The organism is Micromonospora sp. LA-10 (assembly GCF_051853095.1).
In the GTDB taxonomy this organism is placed as follows: domain Bacteria; phylum Actinomycetota; class Actinomycetes; order Mycobacteriales; family Micromonosporaceae; genus Micromonospora; species Micromonospora echinospora_A.
The window spans coordinates 3,325,736-3,351,371 of the sequence record NZ_CP195710.1 but is presented as its reverse complement, the minus strand read 5'-3'; the positions used below and the strand labels follow the sequence as shown (position 1 = coordinate 3,351,371).

25 protein-coding genes are annotated in these 25,636 nt (G+C 73.6%); 16 read left to right on the top strand and 9 right to left on the bottom strand.

The features are described from left to right. Positions 1-3: 3 nt before the first annotated feature. Both ACSDG8_RS15805 and ACSDG8_RS15800 read left to right on the top strand, forming a co-directional pair. A complete protein-coding gene (locus ACSDG8_RS15805) occupies positions 4-930 on the top strand; it encodes an ABC transporter ATP-binding protein (RefSeq protein WP_210892665.1) in 927 nt (308 codons plus the stop codon). Continuing rightward, a complete protein-coding gene (locus ACSDG8_RS15800; protein WP_210892667.1) occupies positions 927-2,519 on the top strand; it encodes an ABC transporter permease in 1,593 nt (530 codons plus the stop codon). The genes ACSDG8_RS15805 and ACSDG8_RS15800 overlap by 4 nt, the downstream gene beginning before the upstream one ends. 92 nt (positions 2,520-2,611) lie before the next feature. On the opposite strand, the gene ACSDG8_RS15795 is transcribed toward ACSDG8_RS15800, so the two are convergent. After that, a complete protein-coding gene (locus tag ACSDG8_RS15795) occupies positions 2,612-2,944 on the bottom strand; it encodes an STAS domain-containing protein (protein WP_210892669.1) in 333 nt (110 codons plus the stop codon). A gap of 144 nt (positions 2,945-3,088) precedes the next feature. Between ACSDG8_RS15795 and hemL the strand changes: the two genes are divergently transcribed. From hemL to ccsB, 6 genes are read left to right on the top strand one after another with little or no spacing between them, the layout of a single operon-like run. Continuing rightward, positions 3,089-4,426: a glutamate-1-semialdehyde 2,1-aminomutase gene (gene hemL / locus ACSDG8_RS15790; RefSeq protein WP_210892672.1), complete on the top strand. Its 1,338-nt coding sequence runs from the start codon at positions 3,089-3,091 to the stop codon at positions 4,424-4,426. 2 nt (positions 4,427-4,428) lie between these two features. Continuing rightward, entirely contained in the window at positions 4,429-5,076 is a 648-nt protein-coding gene (locus ACSDG8_RS15785; RefSeq protein WP_210892674.1) for a histidine phosphatase family protein, read from the top strand. Further along, a complete protein-coding gene (locus tag ACSDG8_RS15780) occupies positions 5,076-5,651 on the top strand; it encodes a TlpA family protein disulfide reductase (RefSeq protein WP_210892676.1) in 576 nt (191 codons plus the stop codon). Before ACSDG8_RS15785 ends, ACSDG8_RS15780 begins: the two co-directional genes overlap by 1 nt. Next, positions 5,651-6,529, top strand: a complete 879-nt coding sequence (locus ACSDG8_RS15775) for a cytochrome c biogenesis CcdA family protein (RefSeq protein WP_210892678.1) — start codon at positions 5,651-5,653, stop codon at positions 6,527-6,529. Before ACSDG8_RS15780 ends, ACSDG8_RS15775 begins: the two co-directional genes overlap by 1 nt. Beyond that, the gene (gene resB, locus ACSDG8_RS15770; RefSeq protein WP_210892679.1) at positions 6,529-8,145 is read left to right on the top strand and encodes a cytochrome c biogenesis protein ResB; all 1,617 of its coding nucleotides are present in this window, start codon (positions 6,529-6,531) and stop codon (positions 8,143-8,145) included. The genes ACSDG8_RS15775 and resB overlap by 1 nt, the downstream gene beginning before the upstream one ends. Beyond that, positions 8,145-9,119, top strand: a complete 975-nt coding sequence (ccsB, locus tag ACSDG8_RS15765; protein WP_210892681.1) for a c-type cytochrome biogenesis protein CcsB — start codon at positions 8,145-8,147, stop codon at positions 9,117-9,119. Before resB ends, ccsB begins: the two co-directional genes overlap by 1 nt. On the opposite strand, the gene ACSDG8_RS15760 is transcribed toward ccsB, so the two are convergent. Further along, the gene (locus ACSDG8_RS15760; protein ID WP_210892683.1) at positions 9,088-9,312 is read right to left on the bottom strand and encodes a hypothetical protein; all 225 of its coding nucleotides are present in this window, start codon (positions 9,310-9,312) and stop codon (positions 9,088-9,090) included. The genes ccsB and ACSDG8_RS15760 overlap by 32 nt on opposite strands. Positions 9,313-9,407: 95 nt before the next feature. Between ACSDG8_RS15760 and ACSDG8_RS15755 the strand changes: the two genes are divergently transcribed. Then, the gene (locus ACSDG8_RS15755; protein ID WP_210892685.1) at positions 9,408-10,889 is read left to right on the top strand and encodes an ATP-binding protein; all 1,482 of its coding nucleotides are present in this window, start codon (positions 9,408-9,410) and stop codon (positions 10,887-10,889) included. Positions 10,890-10,898: 9 nt separating this feature from the next. On the opposite strand, the gene ACSDG8_RS15750 is transcribed toward ACSDG8_RS15755, so the two are convergent. Further along, positions 10,899-11,369 (bottom strand): MarR family winged helix-turn-helix transcriptional regulator, encoded by a 471-nt coding sequence (locus ACSDG8_RS15750; protein ID WP_210892687.1) that lies wholly within the window; start codon positions 11,367-11,369, stop codon positions 10,899-10,901. Between the two features lie 63 nt (positions 11,370-11,432). Between ACSDG8_RS15750 and ACSDG8_RS15745 the strand changes: the two genes are divergently transcribed. The 3 genes from ACSDG8_RS15745 (at position 11,433) to mqnP (ending at position 14,446) form a co-directional block, all read left to right on the top strand. After that, the gene (locus ACSDG8_RS15745; protein WP_210892689.1) at positions 11,433-11,987 is read left to right on the top strand and encodes a carboxymuconolactone decarboxylase family protein; all 555 of its coding nucleotides are present in this window, start codon (positions 11,433-11,435) and stop codon (positions 11,985-11,987) included. Positions 11,988-12,080: 93 nt separating this feature from the next. Beyond that, complete coding sequence (locus tag ACSDG8_RS15740) at positions 12,081-13,541, top strand: menaquinone biosynthesis decarboxylase (RefSeq protein ID WP_210892691.1); 1,461 nt, start codon at positions 12,081-12,083, stop codon at positions 13,539-13,541. After that, complete coding sequence (gene mqnP / locus ACSDG8_RS15735) at positions 13,541-14,446, top strand: menaquinone biosynthesis prenyltransferase MqnP (RefSeq protein WP_210892693.1); 906 nt, start codon at positions 13,541-13,543, stop codon at positions 14,444-14,446. Before ACSDG8_RS15740 ends, mqnP begins: the two co-directional genes overlap by 1 nt. Positions 14,447-14,458: 12 nt before the next feature. Here mqnP and ACSDG8_RS15730 read toward each other — a convergent pair whose 3' ends face one another. After that, the gene (locus ACSDG8_RS15730) at positions 14,459-15,424 is read right to left on the bottom strand and encodes a terpene synthase family protein (RefSeq protein ID WP_210892695.1); all 966 of its coding nucleotides are present in this window, start codon (positions 15,422-15,424) and stop codon (positions 14,459-14,461) included. A gap of 145 nt (positions 15,425-15,569) precedes the next feature. Between ACSDG8_RS15730 and ACSDG8_RS15725 the strand changes: the two genes are divergently transcribed. Continuing rightward, positions 15,570-16,214 carry a UbiX family flavin prenyltransferase gene (locus ACSDG8_RS15725; protein ID WP_210892697.1) on the top strand — a complete coding sequence of 215 codons (645 nt, stop codon included), beginning with the start codon at positions 15,570-15,572 and terminating at the stop codon, positions 16,212-16,214. Between the two features lie 57 nt (positions 16,215-16,271). On the opposite strand, the gene ACSDG8_RS15720 is transcribed toward ACSDG8_RS15725, so the two are convergent. After that, a complete protein-coding gene (locus ACSDG8_RS15720) occupies positions 16,272-16,538 on the bottom strand; it encodes a BldC family transcriptional regulator (protein WP_013473529.1) in 267 nt (88 codons plus the stop codon). Between the two features lie 269 nt (positions 16,539-16,807). Between ACSDG8_RS15720 and ACSDG8_RS15715 the strand changes: the two genes are divergently transcribed. From ACSDG8_RS15715 to ACSDG8_RS15705, 3 genes are read left to right on the top strand one after another with little or no spacing between them, the layout of a single operon-like run. Then, complete coding sequence (locus ACSDG8_RS15715) at positions 16,808-17,266, top strand: Lrp/AsnC family transcriptional regulator (protein ID WP_073826456.1); 459 nt, start codon at positions 16,808-16,810, stop codon at positions 17,264-17,266. Between the two features lie 42 nt (positions 17,267-17,308). Beyond that, positions 17,309-18,151: an SDR family NAD(P)-dependent oxidoreductase gene (locus ACSDG8_RS15710; RefSeq protein ID WP_210892699.1), complete on the top strand. Its 843-nt coding sequence runs from the start codon at positions 17,309-17,311 to the stop codon at positions 18,149-18,151. Between the two features lie 10 nt (positions 18,152-18,161). Next, positions 18,162-19,256, top strand: a complete 1,095-nt coding sequence (locus ACSDG8_RS15705; RefSeq protein WP_210892700.1) for a PLP-dependent cysteine synthase family protein — start codon at positions 18,162-18,164, stop codon at positions 19,254-19,256. Positions 19,257-19,265: 9 nt separating this feature from the next. On the opposite strand, the gene ACSDG8_RS15700 is transcribed toward ACSDG8_RS15705, so the two are convergent. The 4 genes from ACSDG8_RS15700 to ACSDG8_RS15685 form a co-directional block, all read right to left on the bottom strand. Beyond that, positions 19,266-19,886 carry a putative glycolipid-binding domain-containing protein gene (locus ACSDG8_RS15700; protein WP_210892702.1) on the bottom strand — a complete coding sequence of 207 codons (621 nt, stop codon included), beginning with the start codon at positions 19,884-19,886 and terminating at the stop codon, positions 19,266-19,268. A 95-nt stretch (positions 19,887-19,981) separates the two neighbouring features. Further along, a complete protein-coding gene (locus tag ACSDG8_RS15695; RefSeq protein ID WP_210892704.1) occupies positions 19,982-21,883 on the bottom strand; it encodes a DEAD/DEAH box helicase in 1,902 nt (633 codons plus the stop codon). 189 nt (positions 21,884-22,072) lie between these two features. Then, a complete protein-coding gene (locus ACSDG8_RS15690; protein WP_439426992.1) occupies positions 22,073-23,800 on the bottom strand; it encodes a hypothetical protein in 1,728 nt (575 codons plus the stop codon). A 109-nt stretch (positions 23,801-23,909) separates the two neighbouring features. Then, positions 23,910-25,496 (bottom strand): C40 family peptidase, encoded by a 1,587-nt coding sequence (locus ACSDG8_RS15685; protein WP_210892708.1) that lies wholly within the window; start codon positions 25,494-25,496, stop codon positions 23,910-23,912. Positions 25,497-25,636: the final 140 nt, after the last annotated feature.

The window sequence follows — 25,636 nt, the reverse complement described above, 5'->3', positions numbered from 1 at the left end:
AGTATGGAAACGGCAATCGATGTGTCCGGCCTGGTGAAGACCTTCGGCCGCACCCGGGCCCTCGACGGGCTCGACCTGACCGTCCGCACCGGGGAGGTGCACGGCTTCCTCGGACCGAACGGCTCCGGCAAGTCGACCACCATCCGGGTGCTGCTCGGCCTGCTGCGGGCGGACGCGGGGGCCGCCCGCCTGCTGGGCGGCGACCCCTGGCGGGACGCGGTGGCACTGCACCGCCGCCTCGCGTACGTGCCCGGCGACGTCACGCTCTGGCCCAACCTCAGCGGCGGCGAAGTGATCGACCTGCTCGGCCGGATGCGCGGCGGGCTCGACCCGAAACGCCGCGCCGAACTGCTGGAGTCGTTCGAGCTGGACCCGCGCAAGAAGGGCCGCACCTACTCCAAGGGCAACCGGCAGAAGGTCGGCCTGGTCGCCGCGCTCGCCTCCGACGTCGAACTGCTCATCCTCGACGAGCCGACCTCCGGGCTCGACCCGCTCATGGAGGAGGTCTTCCAGCACTGGGTCCGCCGGGCCGTCCACGACGGACGCACAGTGCTGCTGTCCAGCCACATCCTGGCCGAGGTGGAGGCGCTCTGCGACCGGGTGACGATCATCCGGGCCGGGCGGGCCGTCGAGTCCGGCACGCTCGGCGACCTGCGCCACCTGCACCGCACCGCCATCGACGCCGAGGTCGCCGCGCCGCTCGACGGCCTGGCCGACCTGCCCGGCGTACACGACCTGCGGGTGGACGGGCGGCGGGTGCGCTTCGACGTCGACACCGCCGCGCTCGACGCCGCGCTGCGCCGGCTCACCGAACTCGGCGTACGCAGCCTGGTCAGCACGCCGCCCACGCTGGAGGAGCTGTTCCTGCGGCACTACGAGACGGCGGCGCCCTCCGAGACGGCGCGCCCCGAGACGGCGGACCGGTCATGAGCACGCTCACCGGCACCCGTCACCTGGCCCGGCTGATCCTGCGCCGCGACCGTCTCCTGCTGCCGCTGTGGGTGCTCGTGCTCGCGGTGCTGCCGATGACGTACGCGGCCAGCTTCGCCGGGCTGTTCCCGACCGCCGCCGAGCGGGCCGGGTACCTGGAGGGCACCGCCCGCAACCCGTCCATCGTCGCGCTGCTCGGCCCCGCGTACGGCGACAGCATCGGCGGGCTGACCGCCCAGCGCAGCGGCTTCCTGCTGCTGATCGTCGCGCTGGCCAGCCTGCTCACCGTCATCCGGCACACCCGCACCGAGGAGGAGGCCGGCCGGCGGGAACTGCTCGGCGGCAACGTGCTCGGCCGGCACGCCGGGCTGACCGCCGCGCTGCTCGTCACGTACGCGGCGGATCTGCTGCTCGGCCTGCTCACCGCCGCCGGGCTGGTCGCGACCGGGCTGCCAGTCGGCGGCTCGGTCGCGTACGGCCTCGTCACCGTGCTGACCGGCGTCGTGTTCGCCACGCTCGGCGGGCTGGCGGCCCAGCTCACCGAGACCGCCGGCGGGGCGCGGGGCGTCGGCCTCGCCGGTCTCGGCGCCGCGTTCGGGCTGCGCCTGGCCGGGGACACCGCGAGCAACGACTGGCCGAGCTGGCTGTCCCCGCTGGGCTGGGCCGCCCGGGTCCGCCCGTACGAGGGGGAGCGGTGGTGGGTGCTGCTCCTGCCGCTGGCCGCCACGATCCTGCTCGCGGCGCTCGCGTACCCGGTCTCGGTCCGCCGCGACCTGGGCGCGGGCGTGCTGCCGCCCCGGCTCGGCCCGGCCACCGCCGGTGGTGGCCTGTCCGGCCCGTTCGGCCTGGCGTGGCGGCTGCACCGGACGCAGATCCTCTGGTGGTCGGTCGGGTTCGGCCTGCTCGGCCTGATCCTCGGGGGCGCGGCCGAGGCGGCCGGCCGGTCCGTCGAGGGCAGTCCGCGGATGGAGGAGATCGTGGCCCGGCTCGGCGGGGCGTCCGGCATGGCCGACGCGTACCTGGGCGTGACGCTGAGCCTGGCCGGGCTGGCCGCCGCCGGGTACGGCATCCAGGCCGCGCTGCGGATGCGCGCCGAGGAGTCCGCCGGGCACGCCGAGCCGGTGCTCGCCACCGGCACCCGCCGCTCGACGTGGCTGCTCTCGCACGTGGCGTTCGCGCTGCTCGGCCCGGTGGTGGTGCTCGCGGTGACCGGGCTGGCCACCGGCCTGACGTACGGCCTGAGCACCGGGGACGTGCCTCGGCAACTGGGCCGGATGCTCGCAGCGGGCCTGGCCCAGGTGCCGGCGGCGTGGGTGCTGGCCGGGCTAGCCGTGCTGCTCTACGGCCTGCTGCCCCGGCTCGCGCCTGCCACCTGGGCCGTGCTGGCGGTCTGCGTGCTGCTCGGGCAGCTCGGCGCCGTGCTGGAGCTGGACCAGTGGCTGCTCGACCTGTCCCCGTTCACCCACACCCCGCAGGTGCTCCGCGACGCCTGGACCCCCACCCCGCTCTACGTGCTGACCGCCCTGGCCGCGCTTCTGGCCACCGCGGGCCTGCTCACCTTCCGCCGCCGGGACCTCCCCGTCCTCTGACCCCTCGCTGATCTTGCACTTGCGGCCCCGGTCAAGGGTGATTCGCCCTTTTCGCCGGGGCCGCAACTGCAAGATCGCGGGGGAAGGCGGGGCTACGGGGTGGCTTCGTTGCGGATCATCAGGGCGCTTCGTAGGCCGGTGATGTCGAGGACGCGGATCAGGAAGTCGCCGACGTTGCTGAGCATCAGCAGGCTGCGCGCGTGACTGGCCTTGCGGCTGAGCACCACGAGCGTGCCGAGGCCCTGCGAGTCGCAGAACGTGACCCCGGCCAGGTCGAGCACGATGCGCGGCGGCGGATCCGTCAGCACCTCGTTGACCACCGTCGAGAGCTGGGCGGCCGTGAGCATGTCGATCTCACCGGCCAGACGAAGCACTGCTTCGTCACCGGTCCGGTGTACGGTGATGGACAGTTCGGCACGATCCACCCGGTCAGCCTATCGCGATCTCGACCAGCGGGCCTGTCGAGCGGATCGCGGGCGGCCTGCCGCCGCTCACCGGGGTGAGCCTGGTAACCCCCGTCGCGGGGTGCGTGCCAGGCAGCACTCCGACGCTGACACAATGGGCCCATCGTGACCGAGACGCTTTCCGCCGGATCCGGCCGCTACCCGGCCGACGCCCCGGCCTCCGAGGCCCTGTTCGACCGCGCCAAGGCCGTCGTGCCCGGCGGGGTGAACTCCCCCGTGCGCGCGTTCCGTGCCGTCGGCGGCACCCCGCGCTTCATGGTCCGGGGGGAGGGTCCCTGGCTCTTCGACGCCGACGGTCGTCGGTACGTCGACCTGGTCTGCTCCTGGGGGCCGCTCATCCTCGGCCACGCGCACCCGGCAGTGGTGGAGGCGCTGCGTGAGGCCGCCGCGCTGGGCACGAGCTTCGGCACGCCCACGCCGGGCGAGGTGGATCTGGCCGACGAGATCGTCGCGCGGACGCCGGTGGAGCAGGTGCGCCTGGTCAACTCCGGCACCGAGGCGACCATGTCGGCGATCCGGCTGGCCCGCGGCTTCACCGGCCGCGCCAAGATCATCAAGTTCGCGGGCTGCTACCACGGCCACTCTGACGCGCTGCTCGCCGCCGCCGGCTCCGGCGTGGCCACGTTCGGCCTGCCCGACTCGCCCGGCGTGACCGGCGCGGCGGCGAGCGACACGATCGTGCTGCCGTACAACGACCTGCGCGCGGTCGAGGAGGCGTTCGCCGCCCAGGGCCCGCACATCGCCGCGATCATCACCGAGGCCGCCGCCGGCAACATGGGCGTGATCGCGCCCCGGGACGGCTTCAACGCCGAACTGGCCCGGATCGCGCACGCGCACGGCGCGCTGCTCATCGTCGACGAGGTGATGACCGGGTTCCGGGTCTCCCGCGCCGGGTGGCACGGCCTCGACCCGTCGGACGCGGACCTGTGGACGTACGGGAAGGTCATGGGTGGCGGCCTGCCCGCCGCGGCGTTCGGCGGGCGCGCGGAGATCATGGCGAAGCTCGCCCCGGCCGGCCCGGTCTACCAGGCCGGCACGCTCTCCGGTAACCCGCTGGCCTGCGCGGCCGGCCTGGCCACGCTGCGGCTGGCCGACGACACGCTCTACCGGCGGCTCGACGAGACCTCCGCCGCGCTGGGCAAGCTCACCACCGAGGCGCTGTCCGCAGCCGGCGTGCCGCACCGCCTCTCCACCGCCGGCAACATGTTCTCGGTCTTCTTCACCGACGCGGACGTGCGCGACTACGACAGCGCCCGCACCCAGGTGGTGCCGGCGTTCAAGGCGTTCTTCCACGCGATGCTCGCCGGTGGCGTCTACCTGCCGCCGAGCGCGTTCGAGTCGTGGTTCGTCTCGACCGCCATCGACGACGCGGCGTGGGAGCAGATCGCCGCCGCCCTGCCGGTGGCGGCGCGGGCGGCGGCAGCGGCGGGAAGCGGGGGGTAACTATGGCGGAGACCGTGGTGCACGTGCTGCGGCACGGCGAGGTGCACAACCCGGACGGCATCCTCTACGGCCGACTGCCCGGGTTCCGCCTCTCCGAGCTGGGCGTGCAGATGGCCAAGGCGGCGGCGCAGGCGCTCGCCGACCGGACCGTGGTGCACGTGGTGGCCAGCCCGCTGGAACGCGCGCAGCAGACCGCCGAGCCGATCGCGGCCCAGTTCGGCCTCTCCGTCGGCGTCGACGAACGGCTGATCGAGAGCGCGAACTGGTTCGAGGGCAAGAAGGTCTCGCCCGGTGACGGCTCGTTCCGCGACCCGCGCAACTGGTGGGTGCTGCGCGACCCGATGACCCCGTCCTGGGGCGAGGCGTACCGGGCCATCGCCGAGCGCATGTTCGCCGCGCTGCACGCCGCCCGCGTCGCCGCCGAGGGCCGCGAGGCGGTGCTGGTGTCGCACCAGCTCCCGATCTGGACGCTGCGCCGGCACGTCGAGCGCAAGCGGCTCTGGCACGACCCGCGCCGCCGCCAGTGCGGCCTGGCCAGCCTCACCTCGTTCCACTTCGACGGCGCCAAGATCGTCGGCATCGGGTACTCCGAGCCGGCCGCCCACCTCGTCTCGGTCTCGCCGACCGCCCGGACGGCCAAGGGGGCCTGATGCTCACCCGGAGGCTCGCCGCCGCCCTGCTCGCCGCCGTCACCGCCGGTACGGCGCTGGTCGGCTGCACCTCCGACAGTCAGGAGAGCCGGTGCGCGGCCGACGGGTCCGTCGTCACCTGCGAACCGGGCCAGCGCTCGAAGACGCCGAAGGTCAGCGGTGAGCTGCTCACCGGCGGCGGCTACGACATCTCCCGCGACCGCGGCCAGGTCGTCGTGGTCAACTTCTGGGGCTCCTGGTGCGCGCCCTGCCGCGCCGAGGCCGACGACCTGGAGGCCACCTACCAGGCCACCAAGGGCACCGGCGTGACGTTCCTCGGCATCAACGTGCAGGACAGCAAGGACAAGGCGCTCGCGTTCGAGGAGGGCCGGGTCACGTATCCGAGCCTCTTCGATCCGGCCAGCCGGCAGGCGCTCAACTTCGACATCCCGCCGAACACCACCCCGGCCACCGTCGTGCTCGACCGCGAAGGCCGGATCGCCGTGGTGATCCGCCGGGCCGTCACCCAGGACGAGCTGCGGCCGATCGTCGAGAAGGTGGCCGCCGAGTCGCCGCCGCCGAACGGCTCCCGCTGATGGGCGAGACGTTCCGCCAGCTCGCCGAGTCCGGCCCGCTGCTGTTCGCGGTCGGCGCGGCCGCACTGGCCGGACTGGTCAGCTTCCTGTCCCCGTGCGTGCTCCCGCTGATGCCCGGCTACCTGTCGTACGTGACCGGCCTGGCCGGCGCCGACCTCGAGGGCGGTGCAAGGAAGGGCCCCCTGTTAACGCCTCCGGTAGAGGAAGGGCCCCTTCTTAACACCGGCAGCGCAAGCGGCGCAGGCGGGGGCGGCGTGGGCGTCGCCGAGCGGGCGGCGCCGCAACGGACCACCGCCGCCGTCAAGGGCCGCGTGCTCGCCGGCACGCTGCTGTTCATCGCGGGCTTCACCGTCGTGTTCGTCGCCACCGCGATCCTCTTCTCCGGCGTCGGCAAGCTCTTCTTCCGGTACGAGCGCACGCTGGAAATCGTCATCGGCGCGCTCGTGGTGGTGCTCGGGCTCGGCTACCTCGGGGTGATCCCCGGCATGCAGCGGGAGTTCCGCATCCGCTGGCTGCCCTCCGCCGGGCTGCTCGGCGCGCCGGTGCTCGGCGCGGTCTTCGCGCTCAGCTGGCTGCCCTGCACCGGCCCGACGCTCGGCGCGGTGCTCGGCATGGCGGCCACCGAGGGCGGAACCGACCGGGCCGTGGTGCTCGCCGTGGCGTACTGCCTCGGGCTGGGGATGCCGTTCGTCGTCTTCGGGCTGGGCTTCCAGCGCCTGCTCGGGGTGTTCCGCGCGGTCCGGCGCAACAGCCGCTGGGTCACCCGCATCGGCGGCGCCCTGCTGATCGCGATCGGCCTGGCGCTGATCACCGGCGGCTGGGTGAATGTGGTGATCTGGTTGCAGACGAACGTGGGCGTGGGCGAGGTGAGCATCTGATGACGACCGTCGACGACCGGCCGTCGACCCCTCCGGCGCAGGCGCCCCGGCGTCGGGTCAACCCGGTGCTGGCCCTGCTGCGCAACTCGTGGCGGCAGCTCACCAGCATGCGTACCGCGCTGATCCTGCTGTTCCTGCTCGCCGTCGCGGCGATCCCCGGCTCGGTGCTGCCGCAGCGCGGCGTCAACCCGGAACGCGTCAACCAGTGGTTCGTCGACCACCCCGACCTGGCGCCCCGGCTGGATCAGATCGGCGCGTTCGAGGTCTTCGGGTCGGTCTGGTTCTCCGCGATCTACCTGCTGCTGTTCACCTCGCTGATCGGCTGCATCCTGCCCCGCGCCCGGGACCACGTCCGCGCGCTGCGGATGAAGCCGCCGGCCGCGCCGAAGCGGTTCGACCGGCTGCCCCAGCACGCGGTGCTGGCCGCCGTCGCCGCCGATGCCGAGGCGATCGCGGCGGTGCTGCGCCGCCGCCGGTGGCGGGTCACCGTGCGTGGCAACGAGGTCTCCGCCGAGAAGGGCTACCTCAAGGAGACCGGCAACCTGCTCTTCCACGTGTCGCTGGTCGCCGTCCTGCTCGGGGTCGCGCTCGGTTCCTGGTACGGATGGCACGGCAACCGCATCCTGGTCGCCGGCGAGGACAACGCGTTCTGCAACACCCGCCAGCAGTACGCCGAGGCGTCGCTCGGCCCGCGTGTGGACAGCTCCGACCTGCCGCCGTTCTGCCTGACGCTGGAGAAGTTCGAGGCCGACTACCTGCCGTCCGGGCTGGCGTCCCGCTACTGGGCCACAGTCACTGTGGACGAGCCGGGCGGCGAGGCGCGGACCGCCGGTTTCTCGGTGAACTCGCCGCTGCGGCTCGGCTCGGCGAACGTCTACCTGCTCGGCAACGGCTACGCGCCGCTGCTGAAGTACACCGACAAGTACGGCCGCAGCCAGACCAGCGAGGCGCCGTTCCTGCGTACCGGTGACTCCAACGCGACCGAGGAGGGCGTGGCGTTCTTCCCGGACGCCAACGTCGACCCGAAGACCGGCGCGCGGGCCCCGGACCAGCAGATCGCCTTCGACGGGCTCTACCTGCCCACGGGTCCGGAGAGCGCGCCGTTCGTCTCGTCGCAGTACCCGGCCGAGCGCAACCCGATGGTGAACCTGACCGCGTACCGGGGGAACCTCGGGATGGACGCCGGCATCCCCGGCTCGGTCTACGCGCTGGACCGGCGGCAGATCGACGACGGCAAGCTCAAGGAGATCGGCACCAAGCTGCTGCGGCCGGGGGAGAAGTGGACCCTGGACGACGGCAGCACGCTGGAGTTCGTCGGCACCAAGCCGTACGTCACGCTCGCGGTCCGGCACGCGCCCGGTCAGACGCTGCTGCTGGTGGCCAGCGGCACGCTGCTGCTGGGCCTGATGGGCTCGCTGTTCGCCCGGCGTCGCCGGGTGTGGTTCCGGGTTTCGCCCCCGGAGGGTGGATCTCCGACGGGCGGTAGTAGTTTGGTGGAGGCCGGTGGGCTGCCGCGCACCGAACATCCAGGGTTCGCCGACGAGTTCGCGCAGCTTGTCGCCGCGGTGAGCGGCGACGCGCCGGACGCGCGGCGGGCGCGAGAAGGAGACGAGTGATGTCCGCACTCTCCGACCAGCTGGTCGCGTACGCGATCCTGGTGTACCTGGTCGCGATGATCAGCCACGCCGTGGAGTTCGCGCTGGGCAACGCGCGGAAGGTCCCCGCGGCCGCACCCGCGCGGGAGCTGGTCGGCGCGGGCGTCGGCGGCGCCGGCGGCAGCGTCGACGACCCGGCCGCTCCGGCCGAGCCGCCGCGCCCGGACCGCTCCGCCGCCCGAGCCGTGCTGGCCGGCCGGATCGCCGGCTGGCTCACCGTGGTCGCCGCCGCCGTGCACCTGGGCGCGGTGATCACGCGGGGCGTCGCCGCCGACCGGATGCCCTGGGGCAACATGTACGAGTTCGTGCTGACCGGCACCTGGGTCGGGATGGCAGCCTGGCTCGTGGTGCTCTGGAAGCAGCCGTGGCTGCGCCGGCTCGGGCTGTTCCTGACGCTGGTCATGGTGCTGCTGCTGGCGTTCGCCGAGCTGAAGCTCTACGTGCCGATCGAGCCGCTGATGCCGGCGCTGCAGTCGTGGTGGTTCATCATCCACGTCTCGACGATCATCTTCGCCTCGGGCATCTTCCTGCTGGGCGTGGTGCCCGCCGCCGCGTACCTGATGCGGGCCGGCTGGGAGCAGGGTCGGCGGAGTTTCCCGTACACCCTGGCCCGCCGCCTTCCGGAGGCGGCCGGGCTGGAGCGGTTGACCTTCACGCTGCACGCCTTCTCGTTCCCGATCTTCACGTTCGCGGTGATCGCGGGCGCGATCTGGGCCGAGGCGGCGTGGGGTCGCGCCTGGGGCTGGGACCCGAAGGAGACCTGGGCGTTCATCTCCTGGGTGGTGTACGCGGGCTACCTGCACGCCCGGGCCACGCCGAGCGTGAAGCGCAACGTGGCGACCTGGATCTCCATCGTGGGCTTCCTGACCGTGATGATGAACCTGTTCGGTGTGAACTTCTTCTTCACCGGTCTGCACTCGTACGCCGGGGTGTAGTGACGGGGCGCGTGCTCAGCACCTCGTCCACCCGGCGCGTGACCTGGTAGGCCACCTCCGGCAGATCGGCCAGTTCGAGGCGGTCGGCCCGGAGCGCGAACTGCGCGTGCAACTCGCGGGCCACCGCGTCGCGGATCTCTGCCTGGAGCGGGCTGAGGCCGTCCGGGTCACCTGCCACGTATGCGTCGTCCATCCGCCGATGATGAACCGCCGCTGGCGAATCTGTCAGTGACGCAAGATGTAGGACTACACTTCTTAGAACTGTAGTTATAAGAAGTGTGAGCCTGTATGCCGCTGCTCGGAAAGCCCGCAGAGATCTTCGACCGGGACGTCGAGTGGGCCGAGCTGGCCCGGTTCGTGGCCGACGACCGGCCCGGCGCGACCCTCGGCGTGGTCAGCGGCCGCCGGCGGCAGGGCAAGACCCTGCTGCTGTACCAACTGGCGCAGGTGAGCGGCGGCTTCTACTTCGGCGCGACCGAGGCGACATCGACGGAATCGCTGCGCCGGCTGGGTGAGGCGCTCGGCGCGTACTCCGGTGCGCCCGGCCCGGTCCACCTGCCGGACTGGGGCGCGGCGGTCGACGCGTTGCTCGCGCTGGGACGGGAACGCCCCGTCACCGTCGTCCTCGACGAGTTCCCGTACCTGGTGCGCGCGGCCCGTGACCTGCCGTCGATCATCCAGCATGCGTTGACGCCAGGGCGTCCGGAGCGGACCGGGTCCCGGGCGCGGTTGTTGTTGTGCGGCTCGGCGCTGTCCTTCATGGGAGGGCTGCTCGCGGGGTCGGCGCCGCTGCGCGGGCGCGCCGGGCTGGAACTGCCTGTGCAACCACTGGACTTCCGCGCCGCGGCGGCCTTCTGGCAGATCGACGACCCGCTGCTCGCGGTACGCGTCTTCTCCGTCGTCGGCGGCACTCCGGCCTACCGCCGGGAGTACGTGCAGGACGACACTCCGGCCGGGCCGGACGACTTCGACGCGTGGATCGTGCGTACCGTCCTGAACCCGGCCCGGCCGCTGTTCCGCGAGGCCCGATACCTGCTGGCCGAGGACCCGGACCTGCGGGACACGGCGCTGTACCACTCGGTTCTCGCCGCCGTCGCGGAGGGGAACGCCAGCCGGGGCGGAATCGCCGGCTACATCGGGCGGAAGGCCACCGACCTCCAGCACCCGCTGACCGTGCTGGAGGACGCCGGGCTGCTGCTGCGCGAGCCCGACCCGCTGCGCAGCGGCCGCAGCAGCTACCGGATCACCGAGCCGTTGATCACCTTCTACCAGGCCGTGATGCGTCCGGCGTGGACTGCTCTGGAGCAGCGGCGCGGGCCCGACGTCTGGCGTCGCTCGCAGCGTCGCTACGCCAGCGCGGTTCTCGGGCCCCGGTTCGAGGAGATCGTGCGGCAGTGGTCGCTGCGCTTCGCCGAACCGGAGTTGCTGGGTGGGCACGTCGCCGAGGTGAGCGCCGCGACGCTGACCGATCCGGACACCCGTACGCGTCACGAACTCGACCTGGTCGCCATGGGAGAGCCGCCCTCGGGCGACGGCCCCCGCCCGTTGTTGGCGATCGGTGAGGTGAAGTGGGGGCGCAGGCTGGGCCGGGCCGACCTCCAGCGGCTGGAGCGGATCCGCGCCGTGCTGCTGCGGCGACCCGGCTTCGACGCGGCCGGAGCGCGGCTGCTGCTGGCGAGCGGCGACGGCTTCGACGACGATCTCGTCGACGCCGCCGACGGCCGGCCGGACGTGGTGCTTGTCGACCCGGCCGTCCTCTACGGGCGCTGAGCGGGCGCGTCACCCACCGAACCAGCCGGGGACGTCGAGGCGGAACACGTCGGCGGGGACCATCCGGCGCAGGTCGTCCTCGATGGCGTCGACCCGGTCCGCGCCGAGCGTGCCCGCCCAGCGGTCGCGTAGCTCGTCGAAGACCACGGCCGAGCGGTGCAGCCCGTCGCGGCCCTTCGCTGTCATCCGGACCAGCTTGCGCCGGGCGTCGGCGGGGTCGTCCACGCGTTCCAGGTAGCCGAGCGCGACCAGCCGGTCCACCGTCTTGCCGGCGGCCTGCTTGGAGACGCCGAGGCGCTGGCCGAGGTCGGAGGCGGTGGTGCCGGCCGGGCCGACGGCCTGGAGGACGAAGCCGTGGGCCGGGCGCAGGTCGGGGTGCCCCTGGCGGGCCAGCTCGGCGTGCAGGTCGTCGACGAGCGTACGGAAGCCGGCGAGCAGGAGCAGCGGCAGCGCGAAGCCGGGGCGGTCAGGCGTTGCCATTTTCGACAACCACGTTTACTATTTCGTCAACCACGTTGACCATCTTACGAGAGGGGACCAGTCATGTCCCGCTTCACCGCGTACGAGCCGGACACCGCGCCCGCCGCCGCCCGCCCGGTCATGGCCGGCGTACGCCGCTCGCTGGGTCACCTGCCCGCTGCCGTCGGCCTGATGGCCGGCTCGCCCGAACTGCTCAAGGGCTTCCTCGCCGCCAACGCCGCCTTCGAGGCCACCGACCTCGACCCGGTCGCCCGGGAGGTAGTCGTGCTGACCGTCGCCACCCGCAACGGCTGCCACCTCTGCGTGGCCATGCACACCGCGACGCTCGTCCGGCACGCCGCCGCGCCCGAGCTGATCGAGGCGCTGCGGACCGGCGGGACGCTGCCCGACCCCCGGCTGGAGGCGCTGCGCCGGTTCACAGTCGCCGTCCTCGACCACCGGGGCGCGGTCCCCGACGCCGACCTGGACGCGCTGCTCGCCGCCGGATGGCAGCGCCGGCACGCGCTGGACGTGGTGCTCGGCGTCGGCACGTACACCATCTCCACGTTCGCGAACCGGCTCACCGAGGCGCCGCTCGACGCGCCGCTGGCCGCGTACGCCTGGACGCCAGCGGCCTGAGCTGCGGGTGTTAAGAAGGGGCCCCTCCTCTACCGGAGGCGTTAAGAGGGGGCCCGTCCTTACGCTCCCAGGAACGTGCGGGAGGATGGCGGTATGGCGGCGCGTGGGTTCCCGTACACCGATCTCAAGGATTTTCTGGCGGCGCTGGAGCGCGCGGGCGAGCTGCGGCGGGTGAGCGCGCCGGTCGACCCCACGCTGGAGATCAGCGAGATCGTCACTCGCACCGTCCGGGCCGGCGGGCCGGCGCTGCTGTTCGAGCGCCCCACCCGGGGCGAGATGCCGGTGGCGATCAACCTGTTCGGCACCGAGAAGCGGATGGCGATGGCGCTCGGGGTGGACAGCCTCGACGAGATCGGCGCTCGGATCGGCGACATGCTCAAGCCGGAGCTGCCGCAGGGCTTCTCCGGGATGATGGGTGGCCTCGGCAAGGTCATGCAGCTCAAGTCGATGCCGCCGAAGAAGGTCAAGACCGCCCCCTGCCAGCAGGTCGTCTACCGGGGCGACGACGTCGACCTGAACCGGCTGCCCGGGTTGCAGGTGTGGCCCGGTGACGGCGGGATCTTCCACAACTTCGGGCTGACCCACACCAAGCACCCGGAGACCGGCAAGCGCAACCTCGGGCTCTACCGGCTCCAGCAGCACAGCCGCAACACGATCGGCATGCACTGGCAGATCCACAAGAACTCCACAGCGCACCACGCGGTCGCGGAGCGCCTCGGCGAGCGGCTGCCGGTGGCGATCGCCATCGGCGCGGACCCGGTGGTGGCGTACTCGGCCAGCGCGCCGCTTCCGGCCGACATCGACGAGTACCTGTTCGCCGGGTTCCTCGCCGGTGAGCGCGTCGAGATGGTCGACTGCCTGACCGTCCCGCTCCAGGTGCCGGCGCACGCGCAGATCGTGCTGGAGGGCTACATCGAGCCGGGCGAGCGGCTGCCCGAGGGCCCGTTCGGCGATCACACCGGCTTCTACACGCCGGTCGAGCCGTTCCCGGTGATGCACATCGAGTGCATGACCATGCAGCGCGACCCGGTCTACCACTCGATCGTCACGTCCCAGCCGCCGCAGGAGGACCACGGCCTCGGCAAGGCAACCGAGCGGATCTTCGCGCCGCTGCTGCGCTTCCTGATCCCGGACATCGTCGACTACGACCTGCCCGCCGCCGGTGTCTTCCACAACTGCGCGATCGTGTCGATCCGCAAGCGCTACCCGAAGCACGCGCAGAAGGTCATGAACGCGATCTGGGGCGCGCACATGATGTCGCTGACCAAGCTGATCGTGATCGTGGACGAGGACTGCGACGTGCACGACTACAACGAGGTCGCGTTCCGCGCCTTCGGCAACGTCGACTACGCCCGCGACCTGCTGCTCACCGAGGGGCCGGTGGACCACCTCGACCACGCCTCGTACCAGCAGTTCTGGGGTGGCAAGGCCGGCATCGACGCGACCCGCAAGCTGCCCGAGGAGGGCTACACCCGGGGCTGGCCGGAGGAGATGCGGATGTCGCCCGAGGTGGTCTCGCTGGTGGACAAGCGGTGGAAGGAATACGGGATCTGATGACGGCGGCGGTACAGGAGCGGCCCGGCCGGGTCGCGTCCTTCCTCAAGCTCGTCGCCATCGAGCACTCGGTCTTCGCGCTGCCGTTCGCGTACCTGTCGGCGCTCACCGCCATGCAGCTCAACGGCGGCCGGGTGGATTGGCTCGACCTGCTGCTGATCACGGTGGCGATGGTCGGCGCGCGGACGTTCGCGATGGCCGCGAACCGCATCCTCGACCGGCGGATCGACGCGCGGAACCCGCGTACCGCGAACCGGGAACTGGTCACCGGCGCGGTGAGCGTGCGCACGGCCTGGACCGGCGCGGCCGTCGCGCTCGTGGTGTTCCTGGCCGCCGCCGCCCTGCTCAACCCGCTCTGCCTGGTGCTCGCGCCGCTCGCCGTGGTGCCGCTGATCGTCTACCCGTACGGCAAGCGGTTCACCAACTGGCCGCACGCCATCCTCGCGGTGGCGCAGGCGGTCGGCCCGGTCGGCGCCTGGCTGGCGGTGACCGGCACGCTCGACGGCTCCGGCCCGGCGTGGCTGCTCGGCGCCGCGGTCGGGCTCTGGATCGGCGGCTTCGACCTGATCTACGCCTGCCAGGACTCGGAGATCGACCGGGAGATCGGCGTGCACAGCGTCCCCGCCCGGTACGGCCGGCGCTTCGCGCTGCACGCCTCGACTGTCGCGCACGTGGTGACGTTCGCGCTGTTCATCTGGTTCGGCGCCTGGGTCGGCTTCGGCTGGCTGTGGTGGATCGGGCTGGCGCTGACCGCTGTCGCCTTCGCCTACCAGCACCTGGTGGTGAGTCCGACCGACCTGAGCAAGGTCAACCGGGCGTTCTTCACCGCCAACGGCTTCGTCGGCATCGCGTTGTTCGTCCTCGCGCTGCTCGACCTGGTGATCCGGCTCGGCCTGCGGCCGTAGCCGCGAAACCGGTCAGGACGCCGGGGTGACCGGGTAGCGGGCGCTCTCCAACGTCCAGTCCACTGTGCCGCGCACGGCGGCGGCCAGCCCGTCGAGGTGGATGGCGACCGCGTCGTCGAGCGCCGGGCCGAACGACGGCGTCGCCGCCCGGAGCGCCGCGAAGCGGTCCATCTCGGCCCGCCAGTGCCCGGCCACCAGGTCGACCGCCTCGGCCGTCGGCACGCCCCGCTCGGCGGCCACCGCCAGCACCAGGTTGTGCCCGCCGCCGGTGGCGTGGTCGCGCTCCAGCGAGGCGATGTCGTTGAACCAGGAGAGCAGGTCGTTGGCGAGGTCGGCGAGCCGCCGCAGCGCCGGGTGGTGGTAGACCGCGTCGGGCAGCGGACGCCCGGACGCGAACTCGATGAGCGGGTACGACACGTACGCCGCCGAGGTGGCCCGGCGCAGCCGCACGTACTCGGCGACGCCCGGTGGACGGCCGGACCCGGTGGCGGTGGCCTCCCGGTGCACGCCGTCGAGGTGGTCGGCGACCGCTTCGGCGAAGCGCAGCCGCCAGCGGGCCGGCATCCGGCGGCGGGGCTCGCGCCACGCCTGCACCAGCAGCCGCCGCAGCGGGCCGGTGAAGCCCGGATGGCGGGCTCGCGGCCCTTCGCGCAGCAACGCGAGCGCTCCGTCGCGCAACGCGCGGATCTGTCCCGGCGTCAGCCCGTCCCGCCCGTCGCAGGCGTCGTCGACCAGGAAGAACCAGGTGAACATCGCGGTCAGCACCCGAAGGTCCGCCTCGGTGGCGTCCGGGTAGAGGCGTCCGGCGTACCGGGCGAACCCGGCCCGCGCCAGCCGCCGCCGGGTGACCGGGTCGGATGGCAGGCCGAGCCGGTCGACCAGCTCCACCAGCCAGCCCTGCACGTCGTCCGCGTACGGGGAGATGCGGGGCGCGATGGGGCAGTCGGAACGCAGCGCCCGCAGCACCGCCGCCGTCATCACCGGCCCTTCCCACGGAAGTGGATTTGCCGATCGAAGAATTTCACGTCCCGGGAAGCTCCGTGAACCCACTGGACATCCCGGGCAGGCCGCCCGAACGGGGGTCGTGGCCCGTCGTCCGCGGCGACCAGGCACGCTTGAGGGCATGCGCGAACCATGGGTGGTGGGTGTCTCCGGGGCCTCGGGCACGCCGTACGCGGCTGCGGTCGTCCGGGCACTGCTCGACGCCGGCGAGGCGGTGGACCTGATCGTGTCCCGGGCGGCCCGGCTGACAGTGCTCGACGAGACCGGCCGGCCCTTCCGGGACGGGCACTGGGCCGAGGACCTGGCCGCCTGGCTCGACCGGGACCTCACCGGCGCGGACATCCGGCACTGGCCCGCCGGTGACCTGGCCGCCGGCCCGAGCAGCGGTTCCTACCGGGTACGCGGCATGGCGGTGGTGCCGGCCAGCACCGCCGCGTGCGCGGGCATCGCCATTGGGCTCTCCAAGGACCTGCTCCAACGTGCCGCCGAGGTGAACCTCAAGGAGCGCCGCCCGGTCGTGGTGGTGCCCCGGGAGACGCCGGTGACCCGCAGCCACCTGGAGCACCTTATCGCGCTGCACGACGCCGGAGCCGTGGTGCTGCCGGCCAGCCCGGGCTTCTACGGCGCCGGGGCGGCGGCCTCCGCCGGGCAACTCGTGGACTTCGTGGCCGGCAAGGTGCTGGACGCGCTGGGCGTCCCGCACACGCTGTTCCGGCGGTGGGCCGGCGAGCTGGCCGCCGGCCGCCGGGCCACCGACCCGGCCTGACCGGACCCGGCGTACGACGAGCGGGGCGCGGCCTCAATCGGACCGCGCCCCGCCCGTTCAGTACATGCCGGCGTTCGCCGGGCCGGGGCCGGTGGAAGCGGTCGGGCCCATGTTGCGGGCCTTGCCCATGTCCTCCGCCTCGTCCAGCATGCCCTCCCCCTCGAGCAGGGCCCGCACCTCGGATTCCCGAAACCGGCGGTGCCCTCCTGGAGTCCGGATACTGCCGATCCGGCCGGCCGCTGCCCATCTGGTCACAGTTTTCGGGTCAACCCGAAACAGCGCAGCGACCTCACCCGGTGTCAGCAGGCGATCTCCAGTGTCCACAGCCCCCTCCTCGCGTCGACGAAGCCCCCGGCTGAACACACTGCCCCCGGCCGGTGCGAGCCCAGAGCCGTCATGAGGGACGTATGGCAATTACAGCACCGGCTACCGGACGTGTCCGCCAAACGCGAAAAACGCACACACTGGGAAGTTAGGAAATGGTACCGGCGGAGAACCCCCGTGACCGCACGTTTGTGATAGGCGACAGTACCTCACGGGGCATCCGGTGCCCGCCGTGTCAGGTCCCCGTCGAGCGGATAGGGTCACTCTCCGTGGACACGATCGACCTGAGCCTCGTGGAGTTGCTGCGGGGCAACGCCCGCCTGTCGTACGCCGAGCTGGCCCGTCAGGTCGGCCTCTCCGCCCCGGCCGTGCACGAGCGGGTCGGCAAGCTGGAGTCCAGCGGCGTGATCCGGGCGTACCGGGCCGAGGTCGAGCCGGAGTCGATCGGGCTCGGCGTCACCGCGCTGATCGGCATCGTCGAGGACTCCGACGCGGACACCGACGACGTGCTGGAGTCGTTCCGCCGCATCCCCGAGATCGAGTCCTGCTATTTCATGGCCGGTGTCGAGTCCTTCCTGCTCAAGGCGCGGGTCGGCACGATCGCCGAGCTGGAACAGCTGATCGTCCGGCTGAACCGGACGGCGGGCGTGGCGTCCACCCGTACCAGCATCGCGCTGTCGACCAAGTGGGAGAACCGCCCGCAGCCGCTGGAACTGCCCACCACCTGACGCCTCTGGCCCCGGGGCGGGGGTTGCGGTTACCGTGCGCCGATGACGAGCTCGGGACGCGGCGCCGTAGTGGTCACCGGCGCGGCCGGTGGGCTGGGCCGGGCGATCGCCGCCGCGCTGCACGCCGACGGGTGGAACGTGCTGCTCACCGACGTCGATGCCGAGGCCGTGCAGGCCGCCGCCGCGCCGCTCGGTGGCTGGTCGCGCCCGCTCGACGTACGCGACGAATCCGCCTGCGCGGACGTCGCCGCCGAGGCGGCGGCCGCGCCCGGCGGCCTCGGGCTGTGGGTGAACAATGCCGGCATCCTGGTCACCGGCCCGTCCTGGGAGCACGACGCGGCCCGCCGCCGCTCGGTGGTCGAGGTGAACGCGCTCGGCGCGATGAACGGCACGCTCGCCGCCGTCGCGGTGATGCGCGAACAGGGCCGCGGCCACGTGCTCAACGTCGTCTCGCTGGCCGGGCTGATCGCCGCGCCCGGCGAGACGGTGTACGCGGCCAGCAAGCACGCCCTGCTCGCGTTCAGCCTCGGCACCCAGGCCGACCTGCGGATGGCCGGCGTCCGGGGCGTACACGTGTCGTGCCTGTGCCCGGACGGGATCTGGACGCCGATGCTGCACGACAAGCTGGACGACCCGGGTGCGCTGGCGTCCTTCACCGGTTCGCTGCTGACGCCGGAGCGGGTGGCCGCGCGGGCCGTGCGGCTGGCCCGCCGGCCCCGGCCGGTGGTCAGCCTGCCGCGCTGGCGCGGCGCGCAGGTACGGCTGCTCGACGCCTTCCCCCGGCTGGCCCTGGCCCTCACGCCGGTGATCCGGGCCACCGGCCGGGCCGGTCAGCTGCGGCAGGCCCGCCGGGTCCGGGGAAACCCGAGCCCACCTCGCTTGTAACGTTGCCGACGTGACTCATCTCGACCGGTGCGACGAGGCCAGCCGGCGCTGGGTGACCGAGGCGATCGCCGCTGTCGAGGCGGACGCCAACCGCTCCGCCGACACCCACCTGCTGCCCTTCCCGCTGCCCCGCGAGTGGGGGATCGACCTCTACCTCAAGGACGAGTCGGTGCACCCCACCGGCTCGCTCAAGCACCGGCTCGCCCGCTCGCTGTTCCTCTACGGGCTCTGCAACGGCTGGATCGGCCCGGACACCACGATCGTCGAGGCGTCATCCGGCTCGACGGCGGTCTCCGAGGCGTACTTCGCGCGGATGCTCGGGCTGCCGTTCATCGCTGTCATGCCCGCCTCCACCTCGCCGGAGAAGATCGCCCAGATCGAGTTCCAGGGCGGACGCTGCCACCTCGTCCAGGACCCGGCGAAGGTGGTGGTGGAGGCGCGCTGGCTCGCCGAGGACACCGGCGGCCGGTTCATGGACCAGTTCACGTACGCCGAGCGGGCCACCGACTGGCGGGGCAACAACAACATCGCCGAGTCGATCTACGCCCAGCTTGCGCTGGAACGGCACCCGGTGCCCGCCTGGATCGTGGTCGGCGCCGGCACCGGCGGCACCAGCGCCACCATCGGCCGCTACGCCCGCTACCGCCGGCTGCCCACCAAGCTCTGCGTGGTGGACCCGGAGAACTCCGCGTTCTACCCCGCCTGGCAGGCCGGCGACTGGTCGGTGTGCACCGACCGCGGCTCCCGCATCGAGGGCATCGGGCGGCCCACCGTCGAGGCGTCCTTCCTGCCCGGCGTGGTGGACCGGATGGTGCAGGTGCCGGACGCCGCGTCGCTCGCCGCGATGCGGGCCGGCTCGGCGGTGCTCGGCCGCCGGGTGGGCGGCTCCACCGGCACCAACCTGTGGGGCGCGTTCGGGCTGATCGCCCAGATGCTGGCGGACGGACGTACCGGCTCGGTGGTCACGCTCATCTGCGACCCGGGCGACCGGTACAGCGACACCTACTACTCCGACGAGTGGGTGGCCGCGCAGGGCCTCGACCTCGCCCCGCACCTGGCCACCGTCGACCGGTTCCTCACCGACGGCACTTGGCCGGCGGCCTGAACCGGTTGGTCAGCGCGGGTCGACCCGCTCGGCCAGCCCCGGGTAGCGCACCACGAAGCCCTCCGGGTCGACCTCCAGGTCCGCGGTGAACGTGCCGCTGGCGTACCGGACCCGCCCCGGGCCGAGCGAGGTGTAGACCTGCTCGGCGGGAACCACGGCCAGGCCGGGCAGCAGCACCCAGGCCACCGTCACCGCCGTCGCCATGTCGGCGGGCAGCCGCCCCAGCCCGATCCGGCGGATCGGCATCGTGTTCGTCAGCGGAGACCCGCCCAGGTCGATGTCGAGCGCCTCGTCCAGCCGGCCCGGGTCGTCGATGCCCGGCAACCCCGCCGGTGGATGCCCGGCCGCGCTCAGCGCCGCGTCCAGGTCACCCTCCTCGCCGGTACGCACGCGCCAGCCGTCCTGACCCCGCTCCAGACGTACGCTCCGCGACCAGCCGGCGCCCTCGGCCTCGACCTCCAGCCCGCTGGTCGACCAGTCGGGCGCGAGCGTCAGGCGGTAACGGCAGGTGTACGGGATCGGGTCCACGGCGAGTGCCACGCCCTGCGCGGTCAGCCCCTGCCCGCCGTCGAGCACGACGTGCTCGGAGCCGGCGGTGTCGGTCCGTGCCCAGAAGAGCGACTTCGGCATGGTCCGGACGTTACGCGACCGGGCCGTCGGCGGCAGCGGATGCGCGAACGCCGCCGCCGAGCAGGTGCTCGGCGGCGGCGTCGTGGGTGCTCAGATCAGTGGGTACGTGCCGGCGGGCGCCCGCCGAAGCCGCGCCGGTCGTCCCGGCCCCGCCCCTCGGTCCGGAAACCGCCGCTCCGGCGCTCGGCCGGGCGCGCGTCGCCCCGGTCACCGAAACGCCGCTCCGCCTGCGGACGGTCCTCCTGGCGACGGTCGCCGAAGCCGCGCGAACCGCCCGGCCGGTCGTCGTTCCGCCGCTCGTCGCGGTCGTACCCGCGCCCGGTTGCCGGCTGGTTCCGGTCCCCGAACGTGCGGTCGGCGCGCTCGCCGAAACGCCGGTCGTCGCGCTGGCCGCCGAAACGGTCGCTGCGCTGGCCGCGGTCGTCGGACCGCTGCTCGCCGAAGCTCCGGCCGTCGGACCGCCGGTCGCCGAAGCTCCGGTCGTCACGCCGCTCCGGCTGGCCGAAGCGGCGCTCGCCGCCGCCGGACCGCTCGCCCGAGTAGCCCTCGCCCGCCGGCCGGTCGCCGAACCGGCGGTCACCGCCGCGGTCCGCGAACCGCTCGCCCGCGGGCCGGTCGCCGTAGCGGCGCTCGCCCCGGCCGTCGCGGTCGCCGAACCGGCGCTCGCCACGGTCGGAGAAGCCGCCCCGGCCGCCCCGGTCGAAGCCTCGGCCGTCGCGGTCACCGAAGCGACGCGGGCCACCGCCGCGTCGCGGCTCCGGCTCGTTCCGCACCGGTACGCCGCTGGGCTCGCGCGCACCGATCAACTGGGCCAGCGCCTCGTCGCCCGCCCGGACCCGGGTCTCGGCCGGCTCGACGCCCGCCTTCTCCATCATGGCCAGCGTGGTGCGGCGCTGCTTGGGCAGCACCAGCGTCGCCACCGCGCCGGACTCGCCGGCCCGGGCGGTACGGCCGGCCCGGTGCAGGTAGTCCTTGGGGTCCTTCGGCGGGTCCACGTGCAGCACCAGCGAGACGCCGTCGACGTGGATGCCCCGGGCCGCCACGTCGGTCGCGACCAGCACGGGCGTGCGGCCCTCGCGGAACTCGGCGAGCGTCTTGGTGCGCATGCGCTGCGTCTTGCCGCCGTGCAGCCCACCGGCCCGCACGCCGACGGCGGCGAGCTGCTCGACCAGCCGGTCCACGCCGAGCTGCGTACGGGCGAACAGCATGGTGCGGCCCTCACGGGCGGCGATGGACGCCGCGACCGCGAACTTGTCGTGCGGCGGGATCAGCAGCAGGTGGTGATCCATGGTGGACACGGCGGCGGTGGCCGGTGCGGTCGAGTGGGTGACCGGGTCGGTCATGAACCGCTTGACGAGCGAGTCGACGTCGTTGTCCAGAGTGGCCGAGAAGAGCAGACGCTGCGCGTCCGCCGGGGTCTTGGCCAGGAGCTGGGTGACCTCGGGCAGGAAGCCCATGTCGGCCATCTGGTCGGCCTCGTCCAGCACGGTGATCTCGACGTCGTCGAGTCGGCACACGCCGCGCTCGATCAGGTCGCCGAGCCGCCCCGGCGTCGCCACGACGATCTCGACGCCCCGGCGCAGCGCGTCGATCTGCCGGTCGTACGGCACACCGCCGACAGCGGTCTTCAGGAACACGCCCACCGACTTGCCGAGCGGCACCAGCGCGTCGTTGACCTGCATGGCCAGTTCGCGGGTGGGGACGAGGACGAGGGCGCGGGGGTACAGCGGCCGGGCCCGGTTGCGGTCGGCGAGCCGGGCGATCACCGGCAGGCCGAAGGCGAGCGTCTTGCCGGAGCCGGTCTGGCCCCGGCCGAGTACGTCGCGTCCCGCGAGCGAGTCGGGCAGGGTGGCCCGCTGGATCTCGAACGGGGTGGTGATGCCCTGCCGGGCGAGCGTCTCGACGAGCTGCCGGGGCAGGCCGAGCGACGCGAAGTCGACGGTGTCGGAGTTCGGGTCGACGGACGGGGACGTGCTGGATTCAGCGAACGTGGTCAAGAAATGCCTCTCGAGCGGGGCGCATCTTCGCGATGGCCCGCCGCGGCCTGTCACGCCGCCGAATCGCCCGCAAGATCGCCCATGGGCGCACACTCTGGGCGCGCCGGGTCAGTAATCAGAGACAAGTGTACGGCGCATCGCCGACTCCGCCAGAGCAACGCGACACGGTAGTGGGCGGGCTCACCCCTGTCACTCGATCAGCATCGTCCCGGTCAGGCCGCTGAGCGCGTCGTTGGCCAGGAAGACCACGAGCAGGCTGATCGCGATGAGCATGGTCAGCGCGACCGCCAGCACGATGATCACCTTGGTGTTGCCGCTCCGGGCGGCCGGGCTGTCCTCGGACCAGCCCTGAGCCAGGATGTGCCCGGTCAGCGATCCGGAGTTCTCCAGCGGGTTGCCCTGCGGGAACGACACGGTGGCGAACCCGGGGCCGTCCGTCCCGCCGCCGTAGACGGCGCCGGCGAGATCCGTGCCGCCGGGCTGCTGACGTACCGGACGGGTCGTGTCGGCGTCGCGGGCCGGCGTGGCCGGCGGCGGCCAGGTCGGCAGCGCCGGCGCCGGCACCGCGGGCGGCGGCGGGGCGGACACGGGCGCGGCGGCCCACGCCGGACGCGACTCGGCGGCGGGCGCCGGAGTGCCGGTCGCGGCCGGTGGCCCGGACAGCGGGCCCGACGCGGACGGGAAGGGCGTGGTGGGCGCGGGCGGCGGCACCGCCGAGCCGGCCGGCGGCATGGCGAACGACGGCGGGCTCGCGGTGGCCGGCGGCGTGGCGAACGACGACGGGCTCGCGGTGGCCGGCGGCGCGGGGAACAGCGGAGCGGGCAGCGGGTTCGCCGTGGCGGTCATCGCCGGTGGCGGCGGGAACGGCGGCGCGGGCATCGGACCCGGCGGAGGCGGCGGCGGGGGCACCGCAGGTCCGGGCGGCGGCAGCGGCGGCCCGGGCACCGGCGGAACCGGTCCCGGCGGGGTGGGCGCCGGCGCGGGCGGCGCGGGCACGGGTGGTGTCGGCCGGAACGGTGGCTCCGGCTTCGGCTCCGGCACCGGCGGCGCGGGCGACGGCGGGGTCGGGCCCGGTACCGGGGTCGGCGCCGGCTCGGGCTCCGGACCGTGCGGGGCAGGGGGCTGCGCGGGCTCCGGCGGCTGGGCGGGCTCCGGGTGCTCCGGGTTCACCGGACCCGCCCGGTAGACGGTCGCGGCGGCGGGCGCGGACACCACCGAGGCGGCGATCTCGTCGGCGGACACCCGGCTCAGGCCGGGTACCGCGGCGCTGGCCCGGGCGCCGGTGGAGGTGCTGGCGGCCGCGCTCTCCGGCCGGTCGTCCGTCGCGGCCGCATCCCCGCCGGGGCCGTCCTCGGGCGACGTCTCGCCTGCTGCCGGTGCAGGCGCGTCAGACGGAGCGGGCGCGTCAGGCGGAACGGCCGGAGCGGCCGGAGTGGACGCGGCAGCCGGAGCGGCAGGGGCAGGCGAGCCGGTGGGGGCAGCCGGAGCGGGCGCGGGCACCCGGGCGGAACCGGAGACGCGGGGGGCCGGGATTCCGGCCGCCGGGCCGCCCGGGGAGGGTGCGCTCGTGGCGGCGGGGGCCTCCGGCGTGGCGGCGGGCTCCGGCGTCGCCGGGCGGTCGGCCACGGCGAAGGCGGACCAGGTCGACGGGGGCACTGTCGCGCCGGGGAGACGCCGGTCCAGCGGCGGCGCGGCATCGGCCGGTGCGCCCGCGCGGTACGTGGTGGGGCTGGACGGCGTCACCGGCGGCTCGTCACCGGCGGGTGGCGGTACTGCCGAACCGGCGACGGTCACCCGTGCCCGCGCGACGGCCACCGGCCCGGGGCGGGCCGCTGCCTGGCTGTCGTCGGCCGGGTCGGCGGCGTCGGGCGTCGGTCCCGGGTGGACCTTCTCCGCCGGAACCTCGTGCTCGCCCATCTCGCCCCTCCGCACCTACGCTCGCCCCCGACCGTGGCGCCGGCCGAAAGTGCCTGGATCTCACCGTGCCATATTCCGGCCCGGGCGCACAGCCGGAGTGCGGGTTGGGTCAGTCGGCGCTGCTGCTCGGGCTGGCGGAGGCACTGGCGGAGGCGCTGCCGGACGTGCTGCGCGACGGGGCGACGCTGCTGCTGCTCGGGGCGGCGCTGGTGCTCGGCGCGGAGCTGTCGCTCGGCTCCGGCTCCGGCTCTTCGGACGGGCTGGGCGGCGTGCTGGGCGTCGGGCTGGACGTCGTCGGGTCCGGCGTGGGCGTCGTCGGCCTCGGGGTGGTCGGCGTCGGCTTGGGAGTCGTCGGCGTCGGCTTCGGCGTGGTGGGCGTCGGCTTCGGCGTCGGGGACGACGGCGGCGGGGTGGTCGGCACGGGCGGCGGGGGAGCCGGGGTGGCCGGGGCGGCGACGGCTCCGATCACCCGGGTCGCGGCGTAGAGCCGGGTCCAGCGGACCACCGAGATCTTGACGACGTCGCCGGTCCGGGGCGCCTCCACCATCTTGCCGTTGCCGATGTACATGGCGACGTGGTGGATGCTCGTCCAGCTGCTTGTCGAGGCGAAGAAGAGCAGGTCGCCGGGGAGCAGCGCGTTCGGGGAGACGGTGCGGGAGCGGGTGGCGTAGTACTGGTCCTTGGCGACCCGCGGCAGGCCCTTGTAGCCGGCCGACCGGTAGGAGGCGAGCACCAGGCCGGAGCAGTCGAACCGGTCCGGGCCCTCGGCGGCCCAGAGGTAGGGGTCGCCGAGCTGGGCGAGCGCGTAGCGGACCGCGGCGAGCGCCTTGGGGTCCGCCGCCAGGCCGTCGATGCTCTGGTTGACGACGTACGAGCTGCCGAGCTGCTGCTCGGCGGCGTCGGCCAGGCGCTCGATCTCGAGCAGCTTGGCGGCGTTCTCCTTGCGCAGCGCGACAAGCGTCGTCTCCTGCTTGCGCAGGTCGGTCTCGGCGCGGGTGAACTCGGCGGCCTTCTCGGTCACCCGGCGCTGGGCCGAGTCGTGCGCCTCCCGGGCGATCCGCTCGGCGTTCGTGGCGCGGAGGAGTTCGCCGGTCACCGACGTGGTGGCGCCCTCGGCCTTGTCGCCCCGGGTGATGCGCTGGAGGTTGGCGAAGTCACGCAGGCTGGCGCCGAACTCGCCCGGCGGCAGCGCGGCGTCGGCCTTGACCGCGTCGGCGGCGGCGCTCTTGGCGTTCTCCTGGGCGCGGGTCAGCGCGTCCTGGGCCTCCTTGAGCCGGGCGGCGGACTGGGTCAGCTCGGCCTGCGCGGCGTCCCGCTCGCCCTTGATCCGCAGCATTTCCTCGCCGAGCAGCCCGACCTGGGCGTCGAGCTGGTTGATCTGCGCGATCAGCGGGCCGTCGGCCGGGTTGGTGACGCCGGTGATGGCGCCCGGCAACCCCGGGATCGTGACTCCGGGGAGGCCGGGCACGGTGCCGGGCACGCCGGGGACGCTGCCGGGCAGTTGCAGCGGGCCGGTGACCTGGGGCCGGGAGCCGGTGCTGGGCACGGTGTCGGGCAGCGGGTCGGCCCAGGCCGGGGTGGCGAGCGCCGCCGCCGCGACCGCACCCAGGAGCGCGGACCAGAGGGCCGGGCGCAGAACCGGTGAGATCACCGGCTGCCGGCCTCGTCGCCGTCGGGCCTTGGTGCTGTCGGACATTCCGCTCCCCGTCCGGTCTGGTGCCCGCCACGCGAGGTGGGGCGTGTCAGGACAGGACGGCACTGGTGTGTGTTCCGCCCCACCCTGTCTTACCTCACTGTCGCAGCGATGTCGATGTGCGGAGAGTGACGGCGGGTGAA

Excerpts from the sequence above, each read along its gene's own strand:
- resB (WP_210892679.1), top strand. The coding sequence starts at position 6,529 with ATGACGACCGTCGACGACCGGCCGTCGACCCCTCCGGCGCAGGCGCCC.
- ACSDG8_RS15780 (WP_210892676.1), top strand. The coding sequence starts at position 5,076 with ATGCTCACCCGGAGGCTCGCCGCCGCCCTGCTCGCCGCCGTCACCGCC.
- ACSDG8_RS15740 (WP_210892691.1), top strand. The coding sequence starts at position 12,081 with ATGGCGGCGCGTGGGTTCCCGTACACCGATCTCAAGGATTTTCTGGCG.
- ACSDG8_RS15690 (WP_439426992.1), bottom strand. The coding sequence starts at position 23,800 with ATGGGCGAGCACGAGGTTCCGGCGGAGAAGGTCCACCCGGGACCGACG.
- mqnP (WP_210892693.1), top strand. The coding sequence starts at position 13,541 with ATGACGGCGGCGGTACAGGAGCGGCCCGGCCGGGTCGCGTCCTTCCTC.
- ACSDG8_RS15745 (WP_210892689.1), top strand. The coding sequence starts at position 11,433 with ATGTCCCGCTTCACCGCGTACGAGCCGGACACCGCGCCCGCCGCCGCC.
- ACSDG8_RS15700 (WP_210892702.1), bottom strand. The coding sequence starts at position 19,886 with ATGCCGAAGTCGCTCTTCTGGGCACGGACCGACACCGCCGGCTCCGAG.
- ACSDG8_RS15725 (WP_210892697.1), top strand. The coding sequence starts at position 15,570 with ATGCGCGAACCATGGGTGGTGGGTGTCTCCGGGGCCTCGGGCACGCCG.
- ACSDG8_RS15750 (WP_210892687.1), bottom strand. The coding sequence starts at position 11,369 with ATGGCAACGCCTGACCGCCCCGGCTTCGCGCTGCCGCTGCTCCTGCTC.
- ACSDG8_RS15775 (WP_210892678.1), top strand. The coding sequence starts at position 5,651 with ATGGGCGAGACGTTCCGCCAGCTCGCCGAGTCCGGCCCGCTGCTGTTC.
- ACSDG8_RS15730 (WP_210892695.1), bottom strand. The coding sequence starts at position 15,424 with ATGACGGCGGCGGTGCTGCGGGCGCTGCGTTCCGACTGCCCCATCGCG.
- ACSDG8_RS15785 (WP_210892674.1), top strand. The coding sequence starts at position 4,429 with ATGGCGGAGACCGTGGTGCACGTGCTGCGGCACGGCGAGGTGCACAAC.
- ACSDG8_RS15710 (WP_210892699.1), top strand. The coding sequence starts at position 17,309 with ATGACGAGCTCGGGACGCGGCGCCGTAGTGGTCACCGGCGCGGCCGGT.
- ACSDG8_RS15685 (WP_210892708.1), bottom strand. The coding sequence starts at position 25,496 with ATGTCCGACAGCACCAAGGCCCGACGGCGACGAGGCCGGCAGCCGGTG.
- ACSDG8_RS15760 (WP_210892683.1), bottom strand. The coding sequence starts at position 9,312 with ATGGACGACGCATACGTGGCAGGTGACCCGGACGGCCTCAGCCCGCTC.
- ACSDG8_RS15805 (WP_210892665.1), top strand. The coding sequence starts at position 4 with ATGGAAACGGCAATCGATGTGTCCGGCCTGGTGAAGACCTTCGGCCGC.
- ACSDG8_RS15755 (WP_210892685.1), top strand. The coding sequence starts at position 9,408 with ATGCCGCTGCTCGGAAAGCCCGCAGAGATCTTCGACCGGGACGTCGAG.
- ccsB (WP_210892681.1), top strand. The coding sequence starts at position 8,145 with ATGTCCGCACTCTCCGACCAGCTGGTCGCGTACGCGATCCTGGTGTAC.
- ACSDG8_RS15800 (WP_210892667.1), top strand. The coding sequence starts at position 927 with ATGAGCACGCTCACCGGCACCCGTCACCTGGCCCGGCTGATCCTGCGC.